Here is a 22242-nt window from a genome sequence, read left to right as displayed (position 1 = left end):
TTTTGAAAATTCTCTAGATAAAATCTTTTTATTGCTTTATGGTTATATAGCTATTAAATTAATTTAACTGAAAGTTTCAGAGGTTTTAACATGGGTCGTCATTCCGATAATTCTCTGCAAGAATCTAGAAATCACACAACATTGCTGGCATCACCTACCAACACAATACCCCAGGATTCACGGGAGCGATCGCAGCAATTCATGCAGAATTTACAAGATGAAATTTGCACAGCCTTAGAGCAACTTGATGGAAAAGCACGCTTTCAAGAAGACTACTGGGAACGAGCAGAAGGTGGAGAAGGGCGTACTCGCGTGATTCGAGAAGGGCGGGTGTTTGAACAGGGTGGTGTAAACTTTTCGGCAGTTTGGGGAAGTAGTCTACCGCCGGCAATTTTGGCTCAACGGCCAGAAGCCGCAGGACATGAATTTTTTGCCACAGGAACCTCAATGGTGTTGCATCCCCGTAATCCCTACGTACCAACAGTGCATCTGAACTACCGCTACTTTCAGGCAGGCCCGATTTGGTGGTTTGGTGGTGGGGCTGATTTAACGCCATACTACCCCTTTGCAGAAGATGCAGTTCACTTTCATCAGACGCTCAAAAATGCCTGTGATGTCCACCATCCAGAATATTATCCAACCTTTAAACGCTGGTGTGATGAATACTTCTACTTAAAACATCGTCAAGAACAGCGAGGCATTGGCGGCATCTTCTTTGACTATCAGGATGCTAGCGGCAAGCTTTATGTAGGCGATCAAACAGATAGTCCAGCAGCACTCTACAGTCAGCAAGTAGGAACGGTATCTCGTAACTGGGAAGATATCTTTGCCTTTGTTCAGTCTTGCGGTCAAGCATTTTTACCTGCCTATTTGCCCATTGTAGAACAACGGCAAGAAATAGAATATGGCGATCGCCAACGTCAGTTCCAACTGTACCGTCGGGGTCGTTACGCAGAGTTTAATCTGGTGTATGACCGAGGAACGGTTTTCGGTCTGCAAACCAATGGTAGAACAGAATCCATACTGATGTCTCTACCACCTCTAGCACGCTGGGAATATTGCTATGAGCCAGAACCAGGTACACCCGAAGCACGGCTCACCGAAATTTTTCTCCAGCCTCACGATTGGACGAATGTGACTTTTGTTCAAAAATAACAACATTTTTAGCAACAAGGTATTCACCATGAGCAGCCATTTAGATGTTCGCTTGCGATAAGGCACTAAAATGACGCATCACACACTGAACTTTCGTACCCTGCGGGAAACTAACGCAACAGTGGCATCAATTCAGGAGGAGTCGAATCCCCGGATGATTTGCTCCTCCTGCCTCCTTCAACTGCTGGTAACTTTTAAAACTCCATAGTTAAGAAATTAAAAATTAAATATGACAACACTTCCATCGCTACTTATTGGTAAACATATTGCCCGCTACCCGATTATTCAAGGAGGAATGGGAATCAGAATTTCTGGCGCAAATCTGGCTGGGGCTGTGGCTAATGCAGGTGGCATTGGTATTGTATCTGCCGTGGGATTAGGACTCAATTCTCCTTATTTTGCGATTAAACAGCGAAAACATCAGCTATTTGAAGCAAATCGCTTGGCGTTAATTGATGAACTCCAGAAAGCTCGTCAAATCAGTCCAAATGGGGTGATTGGGATTAACTCAATGGTGGTAGCGCGAGATAATGAAACTCTGGTACGTACAGCCGTGGAACATGGTGTTAATTTAGTAATTTCTGGTGCTGGCTTACCATTGCATCTACCTGAATATACAGAGAGCTATCCAGATGTGGCACTAGTGCCAATTATTTCCAGTACCCGTGCTGCTAAGGTGATTTGCCGGAAGTGGGAACGTCATTATGGACGTTTACCTGATGCCTTTGTAGTGGAGAACCCGAATACAGCGGGGGGACATTTGGGTGCAAAATACCAAGATTTAGGTAATGTTGCCTTAAATGCGGAGCAAGTAATTCCAGAATTGGTGGAATATCTGCATTCGGAACTGGGTACAGATATTCCAGTGATTGCAGCAGGTGGCGTTTGGAACCGTGCTGATATTGATCGGATGTTGGCTTTGGGGGCGAAAGGGGTACAAATGGGGACTCGCTTCATTACCACCGATGAATGTGATGCAGATATTCGTTACAAGGAGTTTCATCTTGATGCCAGTCCCGAAGATGTGGTAATTGTACCTTCTCCTGTGGGAATGCCGGGAAGGGCATTAAAAAATACTTTTGTGGAAAAAGCGATCGCTCATTCTCCAGATTTAGAAAAGCGCTGTATCGCTAACTGCTTAGAGGTTTGTCAATGCCGAGATCATCAAGAAACCTATTGTATTATTCAGGCATTAGATAAAGCTGCTCGTGGTGATGTGGAAAACGGTCTAGTTTTTGCTGGGAGTAATGCTGGACGTGCCGAATGTATGATGTCTGTTGCGGAATTAATTGGGGAACTTGTTAGCTAATCTGACTTTTCACGGCATCTGGAAAACCTCTCTCTAAATCTCTCTCCTAAAAGGAGAGAGACTTTGAAATTTCCCCCTTCCCGCGTCGGGAAGGGGGTTAGGGGGTTAGGTTTTTGGTGGACTTTTCCACATAACGTGAAAAGTCAGGTTAGCTAATCGGCATTAGATTTATCGAACAGAATTCAGGAGTCAGTCGTCAGAATACAGGAAAGGTATTCTGTATGACTGGCGGATAGTGCAGCATTAGCGAGTCCGCGTTCGCATAGCGTCTCGTAGAGAGCGTTTTGATTCTGACCGGAGGCGGAGCGTCTCCGGCTCCGCTCCTGAATTCTGACTCCTGAATTCTGAATTCTTTCTTATTAAATTAATTTGTTCGCCAAAATTTCCTGGTAGGTTTGGATTGTTTGCCTTGCGATCGCATCCCAGCTAAAATTTTCCAAGGCATATTTTTGGGCGTTTAATCCCCGTCGTTGGCGTTCTGCGGGATTTTGCAAAGCTTCTTGCAGTAACTCTACCAATGCTTGGACATCTGTTGCACCCACCCAACCCGACTCACTATCACGAATCTGTTGACAAATATGCACTTGATCAGAAATCACAACGGGTACACCTGCTACCATCGCTTCAGCTACAGCAATCCCAAAATTTTCATAGTAGGAAGGCAAGACAAATAAATCAGCAGCTTGTAGTAAACTAACTTTGAGTTCACCAGTGACAAAGCCAGTAATTGTAGTGTGCGATCGCAGTGGTGAATTTTGAATTTGGGATATTATCTTTTGTTCGTAATCTGGATCTTGGGGATTTGTCCCAGCTAAGACAAAATGAAACTTATAACCAACCCCTAACAGCTTCTCTAGCGCCGGAATCAACAAATTTAACCCTTTTTTCGGATCAATTCGTGACATAAACAGCACTAAAGGCACATCCTTTGGTATTTCTAACTGACTACATATATTTTTAAAAGAAGATTGAGGGGGAATTACACCCAAGGGAATCACCAAATCTGGCGTAGATACTCCAAACCGTTCTGATATTTTAGCTTCTTGATCGCTGGTAAAATGAATTGCTGCCGCACCCGCTAAGTTTTGACGTTCTATAATTGCGACATAAAGCTGTTTTAATTGCTTTTTTTTCTTTAAATCAGCCGGATCGAGAGTACCCAAAGGACGGAAAATATAAGGTAGCTTTTGCTGACGACACACAATCGCAGCAGCACTAATTATTGGTGAGAATAAAGCATGAATATGTGCTATGTCAAACTCATGAGCATGACGTTTTAGCCATTTTAATAAATCTAGGGAAAATTTGTAGCGACGAAACGGCGCACAACGAAAATAAATTATTTCATAGCCATCTTGTTTAATTGGGCGATTTAAAGGAACATCGAGAGGTATCTGACCATTATCGCCATTACTATCAGTTGTGAGAATTGTAACTTCTACTCCCTCTTTTACCAACGCAGGAGCTAATCCTAGTACCATTTGACTGGGGCCGCCGTAAATCAGAGAAATTGAGGGAACAATTTGTAATATTTTCATTTTTTTGTCATTTGTCCTTTGTTATTTGTCATTTGTCATTTGTCCTTTGTCCTTTGTTATTTGTAATTTGTTTTGTTATTCACTAATGACCAATGACCAATGACTAATGACTATTAACTAATTCTTGATAAAACTCTAATTGCTGTTTAGCTAAGGCTTTATTTGTGTATTTAATCATTGCTTTTTGATAACCCATTTCACCCAGACTGTGAGCAAAATATGGTTTATCTATTAATTGAACTAAGCAATTAGCAAGGGCTTGAGCATCACCTTCGGGAAATACTAAACCAGCATCGCCAATTACATGGGGAATTTCACCAGAATCAGAACCAATCACAGGCACTTGGCAAGCCATTGCTTCAATTAGCACATGACCAAATTGTTCTTTCCAGCCAGCAGAAGTTAAGGTTTTAAACTTGTAAGTTGTTTCTGAAGGCAGTACCAAAGTACTCATTAAATTAATATAGTTTGCAACCTCGTCATGAGGAACACTTTCTACCAAAATTAACCGTTCTTTAATATTATTTTCTGACGCTATTTTCATTAATTCAGTTTGTAACTCTCCCCGTCCCAGCAGCAATAACTTCCAAGATTTATTTTTCAAACTGATTAAGGCTTCTAAAAGTGTTAACAACCCCTTTTCTTGTACAAAACGCCCAACAAAACCTACCACAAAATCTTCTTTTTCAATGCCTAACTTAGCTGCTAATTCTGGTTGGGCTTTGGGAGTGAATAGACTTTCATCTACACCCAGTTGCGGCATGACTTTAATTGCACCTTGATATCCTCGTTGTCGCAAAACTTCTGCTCCATCCTGATTGCCAGAAATAATGCCGTGGCTGTGGTTGAGGTTATATTTTTCTAATAAAGCAATTGGTGGTTTCAGATTATATGGAAGATTCCACCAGGTAAAAAATAAATTTTTTGCCTTGAGTCCTAATAGCTTATTTAAGGTAATCATTTGAGTATAAGCCAAGGCTCTAGACCCTTGTTCTACCTGAATGATTTGGGGACGAAATTGTTTTAACAAAGAGATCAAATCAGCACCAAAGGTAAGGAGTCCCTGGTGATTTTGGCTAAAATTAGAAACTGGAACTATTCTAAATGTGCCTTCATCGCGGTATTCAGTTTCAATAATTCTATTTTGCACACCACCTGGTTTCCAGCGCTTTGGGACTACAACTGTCACTTCAATGTCGGGTTCTAGTTGAGATAAAGCACGTAATTTTTCACAGTTGAGGTCTACGATATAAGTGTGACTAGCAACTAAAATTTTCATTTTTAATTTATTCTTTGTTATTGACTAACGACCAATGACAAATGACAAATGACCCATGACTAAACTTGTTTATCCAATCGGCTGTAAATTTGACCATCGTTCCATGTTGATTGGATAACAGTACCCAAGGCTTTGAAAAAACCTAAAATGTAGAAAATAGCGCGAGTGGCAATTTTGATGGGGGAACCGCTTTTGTGACAAGGTGGGCGTCCTAGGACGTGACAATCAAATAAACGGGCGTATAGGCGTAAAGCTTGAGTCGCAGTGAGGTTTTTCAGCCCTAGTAAAAAATGGTTGTGGTAAAAGGTGAGTTGATATTTTAGCGATCGCATACTAATATCATGACAACCCCCTGTTTCTTCGCCTAAATGCACCAAATGGGCTTCTGGGTCGTACCAAATCTTATATCCTGTCTGCCTCACCCGCAAACAAAAATCTGACTCTTCGCGTACTGCACTACCGCGAAACCTCTCATCAAATCTCAGCCCATACTTAGTAAAAATTTCGCTGCGAAAAGACATATTGCAACCCCTCGCTGTCAGCACTTGCTGGGGTTTGATGGTATGTACTAAATCAATATGATACCAAGCAATTCCTGGGTCCATAGCTTGGGGAGGCAGATATTCAATCTCTAAATCTCCCCCAGAATCACCCAATTTCATTCTGTCAAATACCCGACCGGCGACAGCCCCCACTTCTGGATTTTGGAAATAATTTTTTGCATGGGCTGCTAACAATCCAGGGGTTAGCTGAACATCATCATCAATAAATAATATTATTTCACCAGATGACCGCCGGACAGCATAATTACGCGCCCCTGGCAAACTCGCCCAATTCAAACGCAACCATTTAATTTTACCTGCCTCCGCCATCTCTTCTAAGTAAGCTTGAATTTCTGGTTGGTGTTTTGCGGTTTGGTCTACAACTAAAACTTCAAAATTTGGATAGTCCTGTTTTAAGACATCCACAACGCTATCTCGTAGTGCTTCCTCCCGTCCGTAGGTCGGGATTACTACAGTAATTAATGGCCAATTATTCATGATTTCTATTAAGTAATTTTACTACTTCTATATTAGCCTTGTAAAAATTAATTTTCATGAAATTCAGTAAGCTACCATTGCTTTTATCGAAAAAGAATTCTGAGTTATGAATTCTTTTTCAATTACATTCAATCAATTGTTTACCAAACTCAGCACTGGCTCAACGCCCCACTACCCCTAAGAGGTTGTTTGAAAAGTGTTTCACTGTGACTTTAGGCACTTTTAGATCCCCCCTAGCCCCCCTTAAAAAGGGGAGAACCGGAATCAAAGTCCCCCTTTTTAAGGGGGATTTAGGGGGATCTAAAATTTTTGATACCGACAAGAGGACTTTTCAAACATCCTCTAACAGAACTCTTCATACTGCTGCTGCATAGAGATTATCAAAGAACTCATTTTGCTTTTCGGAGTTATGCACAATTTGTACTTGAGCTAATGCTCCTGCACTTAAAAATTCATAATGTTCTCGTTTATCATTTCTATCAAGAAATTGGATTATTTGTTGCAATGCTTCCTCTGCCAAATAATCGTAAGTACTATTCAGAATTTGCCAATATTCATTAGTTTTAGTTTTTTCACCGTGCAGCCAATTACTCCAGTGCCTAATTTCATTAATTGGTAATTCTAAAATATAACCATTTTCATCGTGACGGACAAACTCTGGCAAGGCGCATACATTTGTTGTAATTACAGGGGTGGCAACAGAAAATCCTTCGATGATGCTAAAGCCATAAGTATCGTGTAGCGTAGCCATTAATTGAAAATGGCTTTGCGATAGTAACTCAAGAACTTTATTATTAGGGATATATTTGTGAAAAACAACGTTATTTAAATCCAGTAACTTTAAATCTTCCAAATATTTGGTGGTATCAGGAAAATCTGTAGGTACTCCTGAACCATGCCCCAGTCCTGATATGATATGGATGGTAAGAGGTAAACCTAATTTTTCAGCTTTCTTTGCTAACCTTAAAGCAACAACTCCACCTTTTCTAGCAATGTGATGCCCGACGAAAACAAGCTGTAAATTTTGGTCTGGTTGATAAGTTTTAGGTTGATCAACTCTGGTAGTAAAATTTGGATGAATTATATCCAATTTATTACTTAATTTTTCTTCTATTTTCCAGCCTTTTATCCGGTTAATAAATCTCAACTTTGCATAATCTGACATGGCTATCAGTTTTTGACAATTGTCTAACGCTAAACGATTGTTTAATAAGTCATAAATTACTGCCTCTTGTTTATTTTTAGGATTTCTATATAAAACCCGATGATCCTCAAAGGTGAGAAACCAAGGTTTATTTGTATATAAAATTCTGTTGAAAGAATGAATAGCCTGGTATTTTTCCCATAAAGGTTGCCAAGGCATAAAGCTTGCTAAAGGATACCAAAGTTTTTCTATAGGATATCTGCCTGTAGGAAAAGATTTGAGTTGGATTAGTGTATGCCTGGAGTTACGCGGTAAGTTAGGGGTTCTGATGTGGTTCTGACCGCATACGATAATTTTTGCCATTTTTATCTGATTTAAATTGTTTTAAGACGTTTTTTCTTGTTTTTTAGCTGAGGGTTGGCTTCTTCTTTATCTTGTTTCTCCAGTTCTGGCAATTTAAAAAGAACTCCCGCAAAAAACCAATAATAGACAGCAACAGGATCAACATCCAGAGGATAGTAGTAGGTGTTGTAGCTAATAAACAATATAAACACCCATAAAGCTGCTCCGTAACTGCGGAAATTACGGTTTTTTATGGAGCGATAGGTTTTAAAGCTAATAATTGTTAAACTTGTTACTAAACCCAGAAAAGCTAGTACTCCAAGAATTCCAACTTCATAAAGTACTTTGGGGTAATAGGTTTCCACAAGCTTAGTTTTACCCATCGCACGGGCAGAGTTAGTTGCTCGTCCTAAGCCACTTCCTAGTGGCCCGTCTACATTTTTCCAATTTTCTTCAAATTGCTGGACGATAAAATCTTGAGGTGGTGAAGCTTCCCAACGACTGGTAAAACTCTCGGTTCTCTCTTGTACGACAGCAGGGTTGCTCACCATCGCAATTCCCAGAACTATAGCAAGTCCTATCCCTATGGGGATAAATCGTTTAAGATTGCCAAGTTGTCCAGTGAGCAATAGCAAAATCCCGAAGCAGATTGGTACTAAAGCTAGGGCAATTCTCTGTCCAGAAATTACAGCATTGATAAAGACTGTCACTAAAGAACTTAAACCGATTACCCGCCATACTATAGAAGGGTCGGTGAAGCCAGTAGCAAAGGTAAAAAAGGTGCTGGAAATCAAGAACCATGCCCACTGCCAAGGGGCTACAAATGTCCCTGGTAAGCGAATAACCCCTTCTTCGGGACTATATAAGAGCGCTCCACCAAAATAACACCGGGCTTCTAGTGATGTGACAAATAGGGCATTTCCTTCCAGACCTCTAGTGCCTTGACATATACCAGTTAGTAATAGCAGGTATTGAATACATCCCAGTACACAGCAAATCAGTATCAGGACAATCTGGAGGCGCGATAAAAGTAGAAAATCTCGCTTATCGCGAATTAGATAATAGGCACAACCAATCAAGGGGACATAGCCTAAAAATACTTTCAGTCCCAGAATGCCCATACCTAAAGGTATTTCTTTGGGTGCTTTTTCTAATAGTCCGACGCTAGGCGGGTTAAACTGCTGTCCACCATTAACAAATAACAGCGTTAGCAGACTACAACCCAAAACAATATAAAGTGGGATTTTAATACCTTGGGGGATAATTAAGGGTAGCCCCTGTTTACGGCAAGTCTGCCAAAGTCCAATTAGGGCTGGAACATAAAAAGCATCTTTAGCTAATTGAAGTACGGGACTATTGCCCAAGTAGTAAGTGATAGTACCCCCAATAGGTACGTAAATTATGAAGGCATATAGCGCTTGGCGCGGGTATTTGTAGGAAAGGGATATGACTATTATTCCCAAGACTCCAGGGACTGCTACTTTAATTCCAGCTACGAAAAAAAGCAGAATGCCAACAAAAACACCGCTAAAGGTGGCGGTGGTGAGTAAGCTAGTGAGTTCTTTACGTGCTTGGGCTGTTTTGCGCTTTTGGGCTAACTGTTCTTTGAGGTCAAGGGCGGAATTTCCCTTTTTAGTCTGTTTTTTCGAGTTTTTAGATTGCTTAGATTTTGACTTTAGTTTTGGCATAGTGGTGCTGTCGTCTATCAGCCTCGGAGAATCTATTATAGTTGACAAATTTCTTTGGATTGCTGTAAGTAGCACAATCCGAATTCATCTCTAACTGATTGATTTAATAATTTGCGATTAAAAATGCTAAATCTTAATCTTTTTGAATTATCAAAAAGATTTTCTCCTGTTTCCAAAATATAAACTGCGCCTGGAAATGGTAATGATTTAATCGCTTTTGCTTTGTTCTTTAAAATCTCTCTGACTTTGGCATGGTCTATATAATATCTATAGTATCCATAGCCACGATTATATTCTGCTGTTTCGGGCAAATAATTCAAATCATATCGAATAATGTTACAACTGCCGCACATCTTATAAAAATTATTTCTTTTAATATATATATAATTACTGCCTTCCTGATATTTATAACCTTTATTTATAAACCATCCATTAGAATCTGGGTGTTGTTGAACAAATTTGGCTAACTTTTTACTAACACAATCGTCAGCATCAACAGTCATAGTGTGGGTGGGTGAAAATTGACGAGCATAAATCAATCCTTTTAATATTTTACGCCCTTTATCTGTGTCTCCTTTTGCTACAGGGTTAGTCTCATTTGGAGGAGAAAAATCAACTGTAATGTATGTAATATGAGGATGAGTGAATTCTATTTTGGGCTTTTCGTGACAAACAACAATAACGTGAAAGTTAGGTGAGGTTTGATTGCAAACTGATTTAATGCATCTTTCAAATAATTGTGTAACACGTTCCCAGGAATTGGAAACTTGTGCACTTTTGAGTGGAATCACAAAAACAAGCACTGTGTTTTGTCAGAAGAAATAACTAATAATCTCGAAGCAAATAATAACACATTCAGACTGATGTTAGGACTAACGCTCTTTTATCGAACAGAATTCAGGAGTCAGGAGTCAGAATTCAGCAATGTTTTCTGTATGACTGGCGGATGAATAACCGGGTTTAAGACCCCCACCAAATTTTCAACTTGGTGGTCTTCAATCAGTCGCGGGTCTGAATCCCAGACTGATTGATTCTGACTCCTGAATTCTGACTTCTGAATTCTTCTTCAAGACTATCTAAATACAAATGTCACAGCTTCTACACATAACCCAGGCTGGGTTATGTGTAGAAGCTGTGATAAGATTTGAAGTTTTTTAAAAGCTGAGATATTCAGCTAATTTAGTCCATTAGATGCTGTTGGACTTGTGAAACTAGTTCATTTGTCCAGTAGTTAGTAAGTTCGGCATTGGCTGCTTCCACCATTACTCTGATGACTGGTTCTGTACCAGAGGCGCGAACCAAAATTCTGCCAGAATCACCCATTGCAGCTTCAGCAAGAGCGATCGCTTTTTGCACTGGTTCGCAATCTTGCCATCCTAAACGGCGATCGCGATCGACAACTCGCACGTTCCGCAATAATTGTGGATAGGTCTGGAAACTTTGATCTACTAATTCGCTCAAGGGAACACCCGCTTCTTTCACCAAAGCTGCGATATGTAATGCTGTTAACAAGCCATCTCCAGTCACGGCATAATGACGGCAAAGAATATGACCTGATTGTTCCCCGCCTAGCATTCCCCCAGTCCGCAACATTTCGGCTTGCACGTATTGGTCACCAACTGCGGTACGAATTAAGTTACCACCAATTTGCTGCCAAGCTTTTTCAAAGCCTAAGTTGGCCATGACTGTAGATACAATCAGGTTATCTGGCAATTGTTGGTTTTGTTGTAAGTGGCGTCCCCACAGGTAGAGAATGTAATCGCCGTTAACTTGCCTTCCTGTATTGTCTACGGCTAAGACGCGATCGGCATCGCCATCAAAGGCAAAGCCGATATTGGCGTTGTGTTCTTGTACTGTGGCTGCAAGAATATCTAAATGGGTAGAGCCGCAGTTAACATTAATGCGATCGCCATCTGCTTCGTTATGCAAGCAGATTACCTCTGCCCCCATTTCTGTAAATACTGATGGCGCTAACCCAACTGCTGCTCCCCACGCCAAGTCTAAAACAATCTTCATTCCCTGAAGATTTAAGGCACTGTTCAAGGGTTTTTTCAACGCCGAGCTATAATGCCCCACTAACTCAAAACGTGAGTGATGCCGTCCGCAATTACTGACTCTAGCAATAGGTGATATCTTCCCACGCAGTCCCGCTTCTATTTCTGCCTGCAATATTTGCGGTAACTTCCCACCATTAGCACTAAAAACTTTAATGCCATTATCTTCTGGGGGATTGTGACTGGCAGAAATCATCACTCCGCCGATGGCATCACTGATGCTGGTGAGATAGGCAACGCAAGGAGTAGGACACAATCCCAAATACCAAACCTCTAACCCCGCTGCTGTTAACCCTGCACTCAAAGCCATTGCCAGCATATCGCTGGAGTTTCTAGAATCCTGTCCGAGAATGACTGGCCCTACTTGAGTAGCATGGTTACGTAAAACAATCCCCGTCCAAAAACCAACTTGCAATGCTAGGGGCGCACTCAGTAATTCTCCGACTCGTCCGCGAATCCCATCTGTACCAAATAACGGATTTGCTGGTAGTGGGATTAAATTCAGCCCAAAACTGCCCTCAATCCCTTTCCCCAATCCCTCACCTTCAGAAGCAGAACCCCCAGAAATGCCCGATGTCCGAGTTATAGATGAAACCATATTTTTAAACACTCCACACAATCACACTGGAAAATAGCACTTAAGACTTTATTCAGCAATTTCGACATGCTTTTTCTCTTTAAGAAATTCATTCTAGATTCGACTAACTTACGTAATAATACTTAAGCTATGCCTCTTCAAATGTAAATCTTTCATAAAGTCAGTATTGGTTTTTACATTATCAACAAAGTTTCCACATTTTAGCTAATTATTTCTTTTATGCCCTCAACTTTAGTCTTGATTTTTATCTGTATTAGTTTACACTTGGCAATCTTAATAACCAAAAAAATATGTAATAAATATTACCCTAATCTCATCACAAGCTTTTTTCAGGAAAGCTGAGAATGAAAGCAAAATTAAGCTAATAAGAACCAAAAACCAAAACACCGAAATTTAAAGTTCTATTTTCATAGCCTTGTTGCTGTGTAAAAAACTACAAAATCATCGCGGCTTAAAAAATTTTAATATAAATTCTCATCAAATAGTTTTAAGGTAACCTTTTAATGGCTTTTTTAGCCGTTAGTGAATCAAAACTCCGGCAGTTAACTTTTTAAAGTTGAGAATTTTAGATATGAGCAGCAATTTAGCAACCAAATTACGTGTAGGCACTAAGAAAGCCCACACAATGGCAGAAAATGTAGGTTTTGTCAAGTGCTTTTTAAAAGGAGTCGTCGAGAAAAACTCTTACCGGAAACTAGTTGCTAATTTCTACTTCGTCTACTCAGCGATGGAAGAAGAAATGGAAAAGCATAGCCAGCACCCAATTCTTTCTAAAATTAACTTTCCTCAGCTAAACCGCAAGTATACCTTAGAGCAAGACCTAGCTTATTACTTTGGTGCTAATTGGAGAGAGCAAATTAAACTATCTCCCGCAGGTGAAGCTTATGTAAAGCGCATCCGAGAAATATCTGCCACAGAACCGGAATTGTTAATCGCTCATTCATACACTCGTTATTTGGGCGACTTATCTGGGGGACAAATTCTCAAAAATATTGCTGTAACGGCGATGAATTTGTCGGAAGGGCAAGGAACAGCTTTTTATGAGTTTCCAGAGATTCCTGACGAAAAGGCATTCAAAGCGAAATATCGCCAAAATTTGGATGAATTACCTCTTGACGAAGCGACAACCGATCGCATCGTTGATGAAGCTAATGCCGCCTTTGGTACGAACATGAAAATGTTCCAAGAATTGGAAGGTAATTTAATCAAGGCGATCGGTGTAATGCTGTTCAACAGCCTCACACGACGACGGACACGTGGTAGTACTGAACTCGTCACTGCTGAGTAATGAGTAATGAGTGCTGAGTGCTGAGTGCTGAGTGCTGAGTAATGAGTAATGAGTGCTGAGTGCTGAGTAATGAGTAATGAGTAATGAGTGCGGAGTATGGTGTGTGGAATCATAAGTCCAGTCAGCCTAATGAAGGATAATTCATAGGTATTTCTGGAGAAAGAGCGAACAACGCTCAAAATATTTAGGGGCAATAGCCCTGTGACTGCTTTTGATTCGTGAAAGCAAGCATGGGGAAATTGCCCCTCAATTATGTTTAATTAGCGATTAAATTCTTGAGAGCATCTTTAGCATCAGTGTTTTCTGGATCTATTTGCAGCGCTTCCTGAAAAACTGCCGCTGCCTCTTGTTTTGAGCCATCACCAGATTCACCATAGGAAATATCTCGGCCAAGTTTGATGTAAAGTTCAGCCATTTTGCGACGTGGAATCATATTCGCTAGTGGCTGATAAAAAGCCATGACAGCACTAAAGCCTTTTTGCTTGTAAAGTGGCAAATTTATATTGGAGCAGGTTTCATAACTGCCTTCACCAGTTTTTACCACATTTTGGCAAATTGCCAGAGCTTCATCTAGTTTGTTCTGTTGAGCTAATGCTTGACTTAATTTACTGTAATAATCATCAGTGGGTTTTTTGGCAACGGCTTGGCGGTAAAGAGCGATCGCTTCTTGGTGTTTTTCTTGTGTCATCAGCACATCGGCCAGTTCTACATACCTTGAAGCTTCAGGCTCGATTTTAATTAGTTGGCGGTAGGCTGCGATCGCTTCATTAACAAAACCACGCTGTAATGAAAGTGATGCCAAATGCTCATAGTAGACTTCATTTTTGGAGTCATTTTTACTTGCTTGACGATAGATAGCAACGGCTTCTTGATATTCCATCATTTCACCCAGATAGTGGTAAGCCAGATAACTCTTGGGATCAATTTTCAAGGCTTCTCGATGAGCAGCGATCGCTTCTTCTCGTTGGCCTAATTTACGCCAGACATTACCTAAAATGTTGTAACTCTCTGCATCTGGCTCAAGTTTAACGATTTGACGGTAAACCAAGAGCGCTTCCTTTGTATTACCAAGTTCCATCAACTGTGACGCTAAAGTGTAGTAGTAATACTTATTACTGTTAGGGTTAAGTTTAATAGCTTGACGAAAAGTTGCGATCGCTTCAGTGGTTCGTCCCTTCTCTGTCAGGAAATTGCCTAGTTTGAGGTAAATGTCCCCATCAGGAGTTAATTGTAAAGCTTGGCGATAAGTAGCGATCGTCTCTGCAATCTTGCCTTGCTTAGATAGGACATCTGCCAGCTTGACGTAAGCGTAACTGTTTTTGGCATCCTTCTGAATGAAACTCCGCCAAATATTAGCGGCTTCTTCATAATTTTTTACTTCTTCGGCAGATGTCGCTTTTTGTTCCAACTCCTCCACTGTTTGCGCCACACTGATTTGAGGAGCCAACGCCAAACCTAAACTCAACAGCAACGGCAATATTTTCAGGCTTCTCATAGACTTTCAGCTTAAAATAACTAAGTAAATCTTCAAACCAAGCTTAATCTCAGTATTTAAGTTTGTAACCCGTAAAACTTACCATACTGAGTAAATCAGGCAAAAATATGGCTCCGAAAATTCCTGTCACAGTGATCACAGGCTTCTTAGGTAGTGGAAAAACTAGCCTAATTCGCCACCTGCTACAAAACAACCAAGGACGCCGCATTGCCGTTGTAGTCAATGAATTTGGCGAACTCGGTATTGATGGCGAATTATTGAAATCTTGTCAAATTTGCCCGGAAGATGGCGAGGGTGACACTAATATCTTTGAATTAACCAACGGCTGCTTATGCTGTACGGTGCAGGAAGAGTTTTACCCGATGATGCAAGAGTTAATCAAGCGGCGAGACAGCATCGACTGTATTTTGATTGAAACCTCTGGTTTAGCCTTACCAAAACCCCTGGTGAAGGCTTTTCGCTGGCAAGAAATTCGTAACGCCGCCACTGTGGATGCTGTAATTACCGTGGTAGATTGTGCGGCGGTAGCAGCGGGGACATTTGCTAGTGATCCAGAAGCGATCGCAGCCCAGCGGCAAGCAGATGATAATCTAGAACATGAAACACCCTTGCAAGAACTGTTTGAAGACCAACTTGCTTGTGCAGACTTGGTAGTGTTGAATAAAATCGACTTGGTAGATGCCGAGACAAAAGCCAGAGTTGAGGAATTGATTAAGCAAGAGTTGCCCAGACTGGTAAAGATTGTCGAGAGCGATTGTTCTCAACTCGATGCATCTATATTATTAGGATTTCAAGCCGCAGTCGAAGACAACTTAGATTCTCGTCCTAGTCATCACGATACTGAAGAAGATCACAACCACGACGAAGAAATTACCTCAGCTAATTTAATTTTGGATCGTACCTTTGACCCAGAAAAGCTGCAACAGCAGTTGCAAACATTGGCACAACAACAAGAAATTTACCGGATTAAAGGCTTTGTGGCAGTGCCAAATAAATCCATGCGCCTAGTGATGCAGGGCGTGGGAACCCGATTTGAGAAATTTTATGATCGCCCCTGGAAACCAGAAGAAGCCAGACAAACGCGCTTAGTTTTCATCGGTCGTGATTTGAAGTCTTCAGAAATTGAATCACAACTTGTAGCTTTATAATAAGAATTCAGAACTCAGGAGTCAGAATTCAGAATTGAATTCTGTACGACTGGGTAATGAATATTGGTTTAAAACCTTGCCCGCAAGTGGCGCGAAAAAAATTACTTTACACAAATATGACGATTTCTCAACTATTTAACGTTGCTAATCTTTTCGTATTGCCATTTTGGGCTTTGATGATTTTATTGCCAAACTGGAAAATCACACGACAGATAATGTCATCATATCTACCCTTTTTGCTGTTAGCTGGAGCGTATGTGTATTTATTTGTCAACAGCATTACGCCAGAAAATGCCCAAGATTTCTCGAATATACAATTAGCTGATGTTGCTCGACTTTTTGCAGATGAAAAAGTCGCTGCAACGGGTTGGATTCATTTTTTAGTGATGGATTTATTTGTCGGTCGGTGGATTTATTGGGAAGGGCAGAAAACAGGTACTTGGACAATTCACTCCCTAGCTTTATGTTTGTTTGCTGGGCCTTTGGGATTACTATCTCACATTTTGACTGACTGGATTACTAAGACATTTTTTCCCAAGTTTCAGCAGAATGAAACGGCGACAGTAGCAGAACAAGAAGTATCATCTTGACTTTTCACGTTATGTGGAAAAATCCACGAAAAACCTAACCCCCTAACCCCCTTCCCGCATCGGGAAGGGGGAAATTCAAAGTCTCTCTCCTTTTAGGAGAGAGATTTAGAGAGAGGTTTTCCAGATGCCGTGAAAAGTCAGAAGTATCATCAACTGGTACATAGTATTAGGGGCGCACAGATGTGCGCCCCTACTCATATTAGGTAAATTAATAATAGGCAATAATTTACTACCATTACCTATTACCTAATTTGAAAATCATTAAGCGTTGTCATGTCTATAGTCGGCATCTAACCAACAGCGTGGTAGAACTTCACCAGAAGGAAAAACAAGATTTTCTTTTTTAAAAGTATCAGGTGGCTGTTCTTCTTCACCTTCTTGTTCTCGTCCGTGAACAATATCGCTATTCGGGTCAAGCAGTTCTTGAATTTCCATAATTTTTACCAATTCGCCAGAATTTTTGATTTGTAAAAGCATCGAAATTGCCTCAATAAGTTTGCATGAAAATTGGAAGCGAGTTTCAATATAAACTCACTCACATCTCAACCGATTTAGAACGTTGAGATTCCTTAATCGTTAAAGGAAATTTTTACCAGATATCCACGCATAAATGACACGAGATTCATTTATGTGTATCTGTGGTTTTTATTTTTATAAAATTGACACAGCAAACAAATCCTCAATTTAGCATTCCAAATTTAATCAGGGAATGCTGACCGAGAAAATGGTTTAATTCAAATAATCTTGGTTTTAGAGATTAGATTTCGCGTTGATATTTTTCCAAAATATCTACTAGAGTGACCTGGCATTGCAGTGGCAGGAAATCGATTAAAGGAAGTTCACTTCTACCGCCGCCAATTTTGACTGGAATTGATTCTAAGACTTTGATAACTTGGTCTTCATTTACATTGTTGGAAGTAATTAAAGGATACAACTGTTCAGCAACAAGGGTATGCAGTTTGGCATTAGATAAATAAAGATGCCATTTGGCAATGTCTATGTAGACATTTTCGCCAATTTCAGCTGCTAGGGCTTCTAGTAATTCCGTGGTGTTAGTCTTAGCCATAAAAATAACCCTACATTAAGAAAGAGTGCGAAATCTCAGGCTTTTTTACATTATCGCTCACTTAAAAGGCTGATTCTACTACCACAGGTTACAATAAGCCCAGCATCAGCTGTCCGTCTTCAGGTGGATTTGGGTGGAGTTTCGCTGTAGTTAGCGATCGCACTAATATAAATCAGATGCACCAAAACTATTCCTGTCCAACTTGCAGTCAACAACGGCAGCCACTCCCAGGTAGTGCCTTTCAAGATGTGGAAAAACCATAACCCAGAATTAACAGTAGAAGCGATCGCTACATGCACGGCAAAATTCATCCGGTCATCGATCTTGCGGTAATCAGGGTCTTTGCGATCGGGTTTGCGAGGCCAACGAGGAGGCATAAATATTTGTTACAGATTTAAATACACCCTACTTATTCTAAGGTTTTTGGGGCAGCGGTGGGCAATCATTGGTGGTACTTGACCCATCTCTAATGCTGGCAATTGATGTTTTCCTCTTTGTTGATGCTCATCCTCAAGAGCGTTCCCTATTACATAAATTTTTGCGTTGCCTTGCTTTCCTACAATATCCTTTCTGTTGTCGTAGCTGGTTGTCCTTCCAGACGACCCCATGTTTCTACAGCTAAAATTCTATCCCAAAAATAATATTTAAAAACAGACACCTTGAAAGGGCTGGTTCTACTGCTGTTGAATTTACCCCAATAATCTTTGCCAAGTTAGTTCTTGTGTCACTTCATCCCAATGCCAGCGTAATAAATTAGCGGGTTGATTCTTGACAATTCCAGGCAAACCAATTGCTTGTCTAGGTGCATTGGTAGCCAATAAAATGGCAGTCTCCACATCACAAATCCCCCACTGCACCAAATTCTGCACTCCCACTAATAAGGGTAAAGTCGTCCCTGATAAAGTACCATCGGCCAGTCGCGCCGTACCGTTTTTAACTTCAATTTGCCGACTGTCCCAAGGATATACCCCATCGGGTAGTCCCAGAGGTGAAAGGGCATCACTCACAAGAAATAGCCCTTTTTCTTGATAGCTAGCGCGGAGCAAAATTTGCAGCATCGCGGGTGAAACGTGTTCACCATCAGCAATAAAGCCACACATCACATTAGGATGGGTGATTGCTGCCCCTAATAATCCTGGTTCACGGTGATGTAATGGTGGCATGGCATTGAAAGCATGAGTTACCATCGTTGCACCGAGTTCAAAAGCAAGTTGCGCTTGGGCAAATGTTGCCTGAGAATGTCCTAAACTAACGGTAATCCCCAAAGAACGCAAATATGGAATTACTTCGCCTGTGGGATCTAACTCCGGCGCTAAGGTGATAACTTTTACAACGTGGGCATAATCTCCCAAAACCCGCTTTACCTCGTCAATTGTCAGTGGTAACAAGTACTCTGCCGGGTGTGCGCCGCGCTTTTGAAAATTCAAAAATGGGCCTTCTAGATGTACTCCGAGAATCTTGGCACCTGCTTGTTGACTGGGGATAATATCAGCAATGACTGCAAGCGATCGCTGAATCTTTTCTATTGAAGTTGTCACAAGTGTCGGCAAAAATCCATCTACCCCGACATCCCACAAAAATTTCGTTATTTTCTGGAGTATATGAGCATTTTCAGCCGTCAAATCAGGAAATGCCAAACCCAACGCACCGTTAATTTGCAAATCAACGCCACCCAATGAAATCCAGTCGCCTACTACATCTATTACGGATGCACGGCTGTGTGCCCCCACTGTACTCATTGGCAAGATTTGGTCAATACCCTCTTGATTAACCAAGAGCATCTGCAAATCTTTGTACCCTGGCACTTTAGCATTGATAATATCTACAGGATTTTGTGTTGCTTGAGTCATCACACTGACGAGAAGATAGCTAAATCTGATTTTAAATGCAACCAATCTCAATAAATCAATTCAAACAATGCCAATAGATGAGATGATGATCGGCATTACCTAGCTTTCATAGGCTAGCTCAAATAATTTTGAATTTTGAATTTTAAATTTTGAATTATTATGACTCCCTTAGTTGGTATTATCATGGGCAGCGATTCCGACTTGCCCACTATGAAAGATGCGATCGCAGTTTGTGAAGAATTTGGTGTAAAGAGTGAAGTGGCGATCGTTTCGGCTCACCGTACCCCAGAACGCATGGTGCAATATGCTCAACTTGCACACCAACGCGGTATTAAGGTAATTATTGCTGGCGCTGGTGGTGCTGCCCATCTCCCTGGAATGGTAGCGTCTTTAACTCCCCTTCCTGTGATCGGTGTTCCTGTACCCACCCGGAATTTACAAGGTGTAGATTCTTTGTATTCTATTTTACAGATGCCTGCTGGTATTCCTGTGGCGACAGTAGCGATCGGTAATGCCAAAAATGCCGGACTTTTAGCAGTACAAATCCTCGCAACTCACCAACCAGAATTGTTAGAAAAAGTGCAACAATATCGCCAAACCCTATGTGAATCAGTAATTGCAAAGCAAGCAAAACTAGAACAACTAGGCTATGAGCAATATTTACAGCAAATGCTTTAAAGTAATTCGTAATTTGGTAAGAAATCTTAACAGCACAACAGGGGGGATGAAGGAGGTGAGGCAGGGTGGTTTCCAATACTTGTCGGGTTTTGGGGAAAAGGGGAAGGTGGGGCCCCCTCTGGGGATAAGGGGCGGGGGAAAGGGGAAAGAAAAAACCTTTAACCTTTACCCTTTAACCTTTTCCCCAAACCCAATTCCGAGTTAAAAATCCTTAACCGAGCAGTATTGGGGTGGTTTCATACAACGAGAGAAAAATAATAATGATTTGTAGAGGGTAGAGAAAAGTGATGCTCTCCCGCTAACCGCAAGCGGTGTAGTGATTCGATAACTTGTGTGTACACCGTAGCTCCTAAAAGGAGAGAGGCTTTGAATCTTGCTCCCCAACGTGGGGGTTAGGTCTGTATTGGACTCAACCCAGAAGCGCTATATGAATTTGTCTCACGCAGAGACGCGCTTAACCCGCAGGGTGGCGCAGAGAGTATTTGAGATTTAGACTGTTTGCAGTTGGAGGTTTTTTTGGAATAGTTCTAAGACTTGTTGCCAAGCGTCAGCGGCGGCTTCGGGATTGTAGCTGGCGCGATGGTTGCAGAAAAAGCCATGTCCTGCACCTTCATAGCGAAAGATTTTATGAGGAATCTGTTGTTTCTTTAACTCTGCCTCAATCTGTTCTGTGTGTTCTAGAGGGATACCTTGATCTTCTGTACCAAAGAAGGCGTAAATGGGGGCTTTAATTTTGGAAGTATGGGTAATAGTGGGTTCACCACCACCGGGTGTAGAGTTGGTAATCCCGCCACCGTAGAAGGATGCCGTCACTTTAATATCTGGCAAAGTGGCTGCTAAGTAAACAACGTGACCACCAAAGCAGAAGCCAATGGAGCCGATCGCATCTTTTTGGACATTTGGCAGAGTTCGCAAATAGGCGATCGCTGCTTGAATATCGCTCAATATTTCCTCTGCTGTGGTCTGCTCTTTATAGGCTCTACCACGCTGGATATCTTCTTGGGTATATTTAGCCTCGAAACCGGGAGCAGTGCGCTGATAAAGTGCGGGAGCGTAGGCGTAGCCCGTCGTAGACATCGCTACATACCCCTCCTTTGCAAACTTCTCGGCAACTTCCCGAATATGAATATTTACCCCAAAGATTTCCTGAATCACAACCACGGCGGGGAAAGTTCCCTCTTTTGCAGGTTCAGCTAGGTAAGCATCAATTTGCAAATCACCGTTTGGGACTTTAACTTGAGTTGTGCGAATTTCTGTGTTGGTCATTTTAGTACGTAGCCTACAATCTCGTTGAGAGTGGATTTTTCTTGATATATATTGATATATTACGGTAAGTAGATAAATTTACCGTATTTTATATAAGACATCATTTCACAACTAAGTAAGAAAGGCAAACGAAGCATGAAACAAATGGAGTAAGTCAAAGTGTGGCTAAACGGAATCGATCATATTCAGGTGACATCACCACCTGAAGTAGAAAACGCGATGCTGTTTTTTTACAACCAAGTTTTGGGACTTTCCGAAATTACTAAACCAGACGCTTTCCAAGGTAATGGAGGTGCATGGTATTTACTCGGAAATATCCAAATCCACATCGGTATAGAAAAGCAAGCTAATAATGAAATATCTAGGCGGCATATATGTTTCCGGGTTCACAACTTAGAATCATTTGCCAAACATATCCAATCACATGGGGTAGAAATTATTAGCGATCGCCCTCTAAGCGGATACAATCGTTTTTTTATCCGCGATCCTGGTGGTAATCGCATAGAAATAGCGGAATTGAACTAACTTGAAGAAGAATTCAGAAGTCAGAATTCAGGAGCGGAGCCGGAGACGCTCCGCCTCCTGTCAGAATCAAGACGCTACCGTTCGCGTTAGCGTCTCTGAAAGAGAAGGCTTTATGCCGCTTTTTCGGTCAAAATTCATTCTGTTAGCGGTAGTGGGGCGTTTAGCTCATTCTGACTCCTGACTCCTAAA

Annotated in this window: 20 protein-coding genes; 7 read left to right on the top strand and 13 right to left on the bottom strand. The window is 41.2% G+C overall.

Annotated elements, in window-relative coordinates; genetic code table 11:
- Positions 1-90 precede the first annotated feature (90 nt).
- Positions 91-1155: an oxygen-dependent coproporphyrinogen oxidase gene (hemF, locus tag HUN01_RS02970; RefSeq protein WP_181930012.1), complete on the top strand. Its 1065-nt coding sequence runs from the start codon at positions 91-93 to the stop codon at positions 1153-1155.
- A gap of 229 nt (positions 1156-1384) precedes the next feature.
- Positions 1385-2464 carry an NAD(P)H-dependent flavin oxidoreductase gene (locus HUN01_RS02965; protein ID WP_181930011.1) on the top strand — a complete coding sequence of 360 codons (1080 nt, stop codon included), beginning with the start codon at positions 1385-1387 and terminating at the stop codon, positions 2462-2464.
- Positions 2465-2823: 359 nt separating this feature from the next.
- Here HUN01_RS02965 and hpsP read toward each other — a convergent pair whose 3' ends face one another.
- The 7 genes from hpsP to glmM form a co-directional block, all read right to left on the bottom strand.
- Positions 2824-4002 carry a hormogonium polysaccharide biosynthesis glycosyltransferase HpsP gene (gene hpsP, locus HUN01_RS02960; protein ID WP_181930010.1) on the bottom strand — a complete coding sequence of 393 codons (1179 nt, stop codon included), beginning with the start codon at positions 4000-4002 and terminating at the stop codon, positions 2824-2826.
- A gap of 103 nt (positions 4003-4105) precedes the next feature.
- Positions 4106-5281 (bottom strand): hormogonium polysaccharide biosynthesis glycosyltransferase HpsO, encoded by a 1176-nt coding sequence (gene hpsO, locus HUN01_RS02955; RefSeq protein WP_181930009.1) that lies wholly within the window; start codon positions 5279-5281, stop codon positions 4106-4108.
- A gap of 59 nt (positions 5282-5340) precedes the next feature.
- The gene (gene hpsN / locus HUN01_RS02950) at positions 5341-6321 is read right to left on the bottom strand and encodes a hormogonium polysaccharide biosynthesis glycosyltransferase HpsN (RefSeq protein ID WP_181930008.1); all 981 of its coding nucleotides are present in this window, start codon (positions 6319-6321) and stop codon (positions 5341-5343) included.
- Between the two features lie 355 nt (positions 6322-6676).
- Positions 6677-7828, bottom strand: a complete 1152-nt coding sequence (locus tag HUN01_RS02945) for a glycosyltransferase family 4 protein (RefSeq protein ID WP_181930007.1) — start codon at positions 7826-7828, stop codon at positions 6677-6679.
- Between the two features lie 11 nt (positions 7829-7839).
- Positions 7840-9495 carry a hormogonium polysaccharide biosynthesis protein HpsL gene (gene hpsL, locus HUN01_RS02940; protein ID WP_181930006.1) on the bottom strand — a complete coding sequence of 552 codons (1656 nt, stop codon included), beginning with the start codon at positions 9493-9495 and terminating at the stop codon, positions 7840-7842.
- Between the two features lie 35 nt (positions 9496-9530).
- The gene (locus tag HUN01_RS02935) at positions 9531-10298 is read right to left on the bottom strand and encodes a glycosyltransferase family A protein (protein WP_181930005.1); all 768 of its coding nucleotides are present in this window, start codon (positions 10296-10298) and stop codon (positions 9531-9533) included.
- A 376-nt stretch (positions 10299-10674) separates the two neighbouring features.
- Positions 10675-12147 carry a phosphoglucosamine mutase gene (glmM, locus tag HUN01_RS02930; RefSeq protein WP_181930004.1) on the bottom strand — a complete coding sequence of 491 codons (1473 nt, stop codon included), beginning with the start codon at positions 12145-12147 and terminating at the stop codon, positions 10675-10677.
- Positions 12148-12718: 571 nt separating this feature from the next.
- On the opposite strand from glmM, the gene HUN01_RS02925 reads away from it, so the two are divergent.
- On the top strand, positions 12719-13435 hold the full coding sequence (locus tag HUN01_RS02925; RefSeq protein WP_181930003.1) for a biliverdin-producing heme oxygenase: 717 nt from the start codon (positions 12719-12721) through the stop codon (positions 13433-13435).
- A 256-nt stretch (positions 13436-13691) separates the two neighbouring features.
- Here HUN01_RS02925 and HUN01_RS02920 read toward each other — a convergent pair whose 3' ends face one another.
- Positions 13692-14930 carry a tetratricopeptide repeat protein gene (locus HUN01_RS02920; protein WP_181930002.1) on the bottom strand — a complete coding sequence of 413 codons (1239 nt, stop codon included), beginning with the start codon at positions 14928-14930 and terminating at the stop codon, positions 13692-13694.
- Positions 14931-15037: 107 nt separating this feature from the next.
- On the opposite strand from HUN01_RS02920, the gene cobW reads away from it, so the two are divergent.
- Both cobW and HUN01_RS02910 read left to right on the top strand, forming a co-directional pair.
- Positions 15038-16078, top strand: a complete 1041-nt coding sequence (gene cobW / locus HUN01_RS02915) for a cobalamin biosynthesis protein CobW (protein WP_181930001.1) — start codon at positions 15038-15040, stop codon at positions 16076-16078.
- 116 nt (positions 16079-16194) lie between these two features.
- Positions 16195-16668, top strand: coding sequence for an ABA4-like family protein (locus HUN01_RS02910; protein WP_181930000.1), 474 nt, complete (start codon positions 16195-16197; stop codon positions 16666-16668).
- Between the two features lie 261 nt (positions 16669-16929).
- Here the strand turns inward: HUN01_RS02910 and HUN01_RS02905 are convergent, their stop codons facing one another.
- The 4 genes from HUN01_RS02905 to nagA form a co-directional block, all read right to left on the bottom strand.
- A complete protein-coding gene (locus tag HUN01_RS02905) occupies positions 16930-17145 on the bottom strand; it encodes an acetyltransferase (RefSeq protein WP_181929999.1) in 216 nt (71 codons plus the stop codon).
- 280 nt (positions 17146-17425) lie between these two features.
- Positions 17426-17734 carry a DUF3181 family protein gene (locus HUN01_RS02900; RefSeq protein WP_069070801.1) on the bottom strand — a complete coding sequence of 103 codons (309 nt, stop codon included), beginning with the start codon at positions 17732-17734 and terminating at the stop codon, positions 17426-17428.
- Between the two features lie 119 nt (positions 17735-17853).
- Entirely contained in the window at positions 17854-18111 is a 258-nt protein-coding gene (locus tag HUN01_RS02895) for a hypothetical protein (RefSeq protein WP_069070802.1), read from the bottom strand.
- Positions 18112-18423: 312 nt separating this feature from the next.
- Positions 18424-19584, bottom strand: coding sequence for an N-acetylglucosamine-6-phosphate deacetylase (gene nagA, locus HUN01_RS02890; RefSeq protein WP_181929998.1), 1161 nt, complete (start codon positions 19582-19584; stop codon positions 18424-18426).
- A gap of 159 nt (positions 19585-19743) precedes the next feature.
- Here nagA and purE point away from each other — a divergent pair, with 159 nt between their 5' ends.
- Positions 19744-20262, top strand: coding sequence for a 5-(carboxyamino)imidazole ribonucleotide mutase (gene purE / locus HUN01_RS02885; RefSeq protein ID WP_181929997.1), 519 nt, complete (start codon positions 19744-19746; stop codon positions 20260-20262).
- 489 nt (positions 20263-20751) lie between these two features.
- Here the strand turns inward: purE and HUN01_RS02880 are convergent, their stop codons facing one another.
- A complete protein-coding gene (locus HUN01_RS02880) occupies positions 20752-21528 on the bottom strand; it encodes a dienelactone hydrolase family protein (protein ID WP_181929996.1) in 777 nt (258 codons plus the stop codon).
- 159 nt (positions 21529-21687) lie between these two features.
- Here HUN01_RS02880 and HUN01_RS02875 point away from each other — a divergent pair, with 159 nt between their 5' ends.
- Entirely contained in the window at positions 21688-22053 is a 366-nt protein-coding gene (locus HUN01_RS02875; RefSeq protein WP_181929995.1) for a VOC family protein, read from the top strand.
- Positions 22054-22242 lie beyond the last annotated feature (189 nt).

Origin of the sequence: Nostoc edaphicum CCNP1411 (assembly GCF_014023275.1) — a bacterium.
In the GTDB taxonomy this organism is placed as follows: domain Bacteria; phylum Cyanobacteriota; class Cyanobacteriia; order Cyanobacteriales; family Nostocaceae; genus Nostoc; species Nostoc edaphicum_A.
Note: the sequence above shows the minus strand (reverse complement) of the source record. Positions and strands in the feature narration are given on the sequence as shown.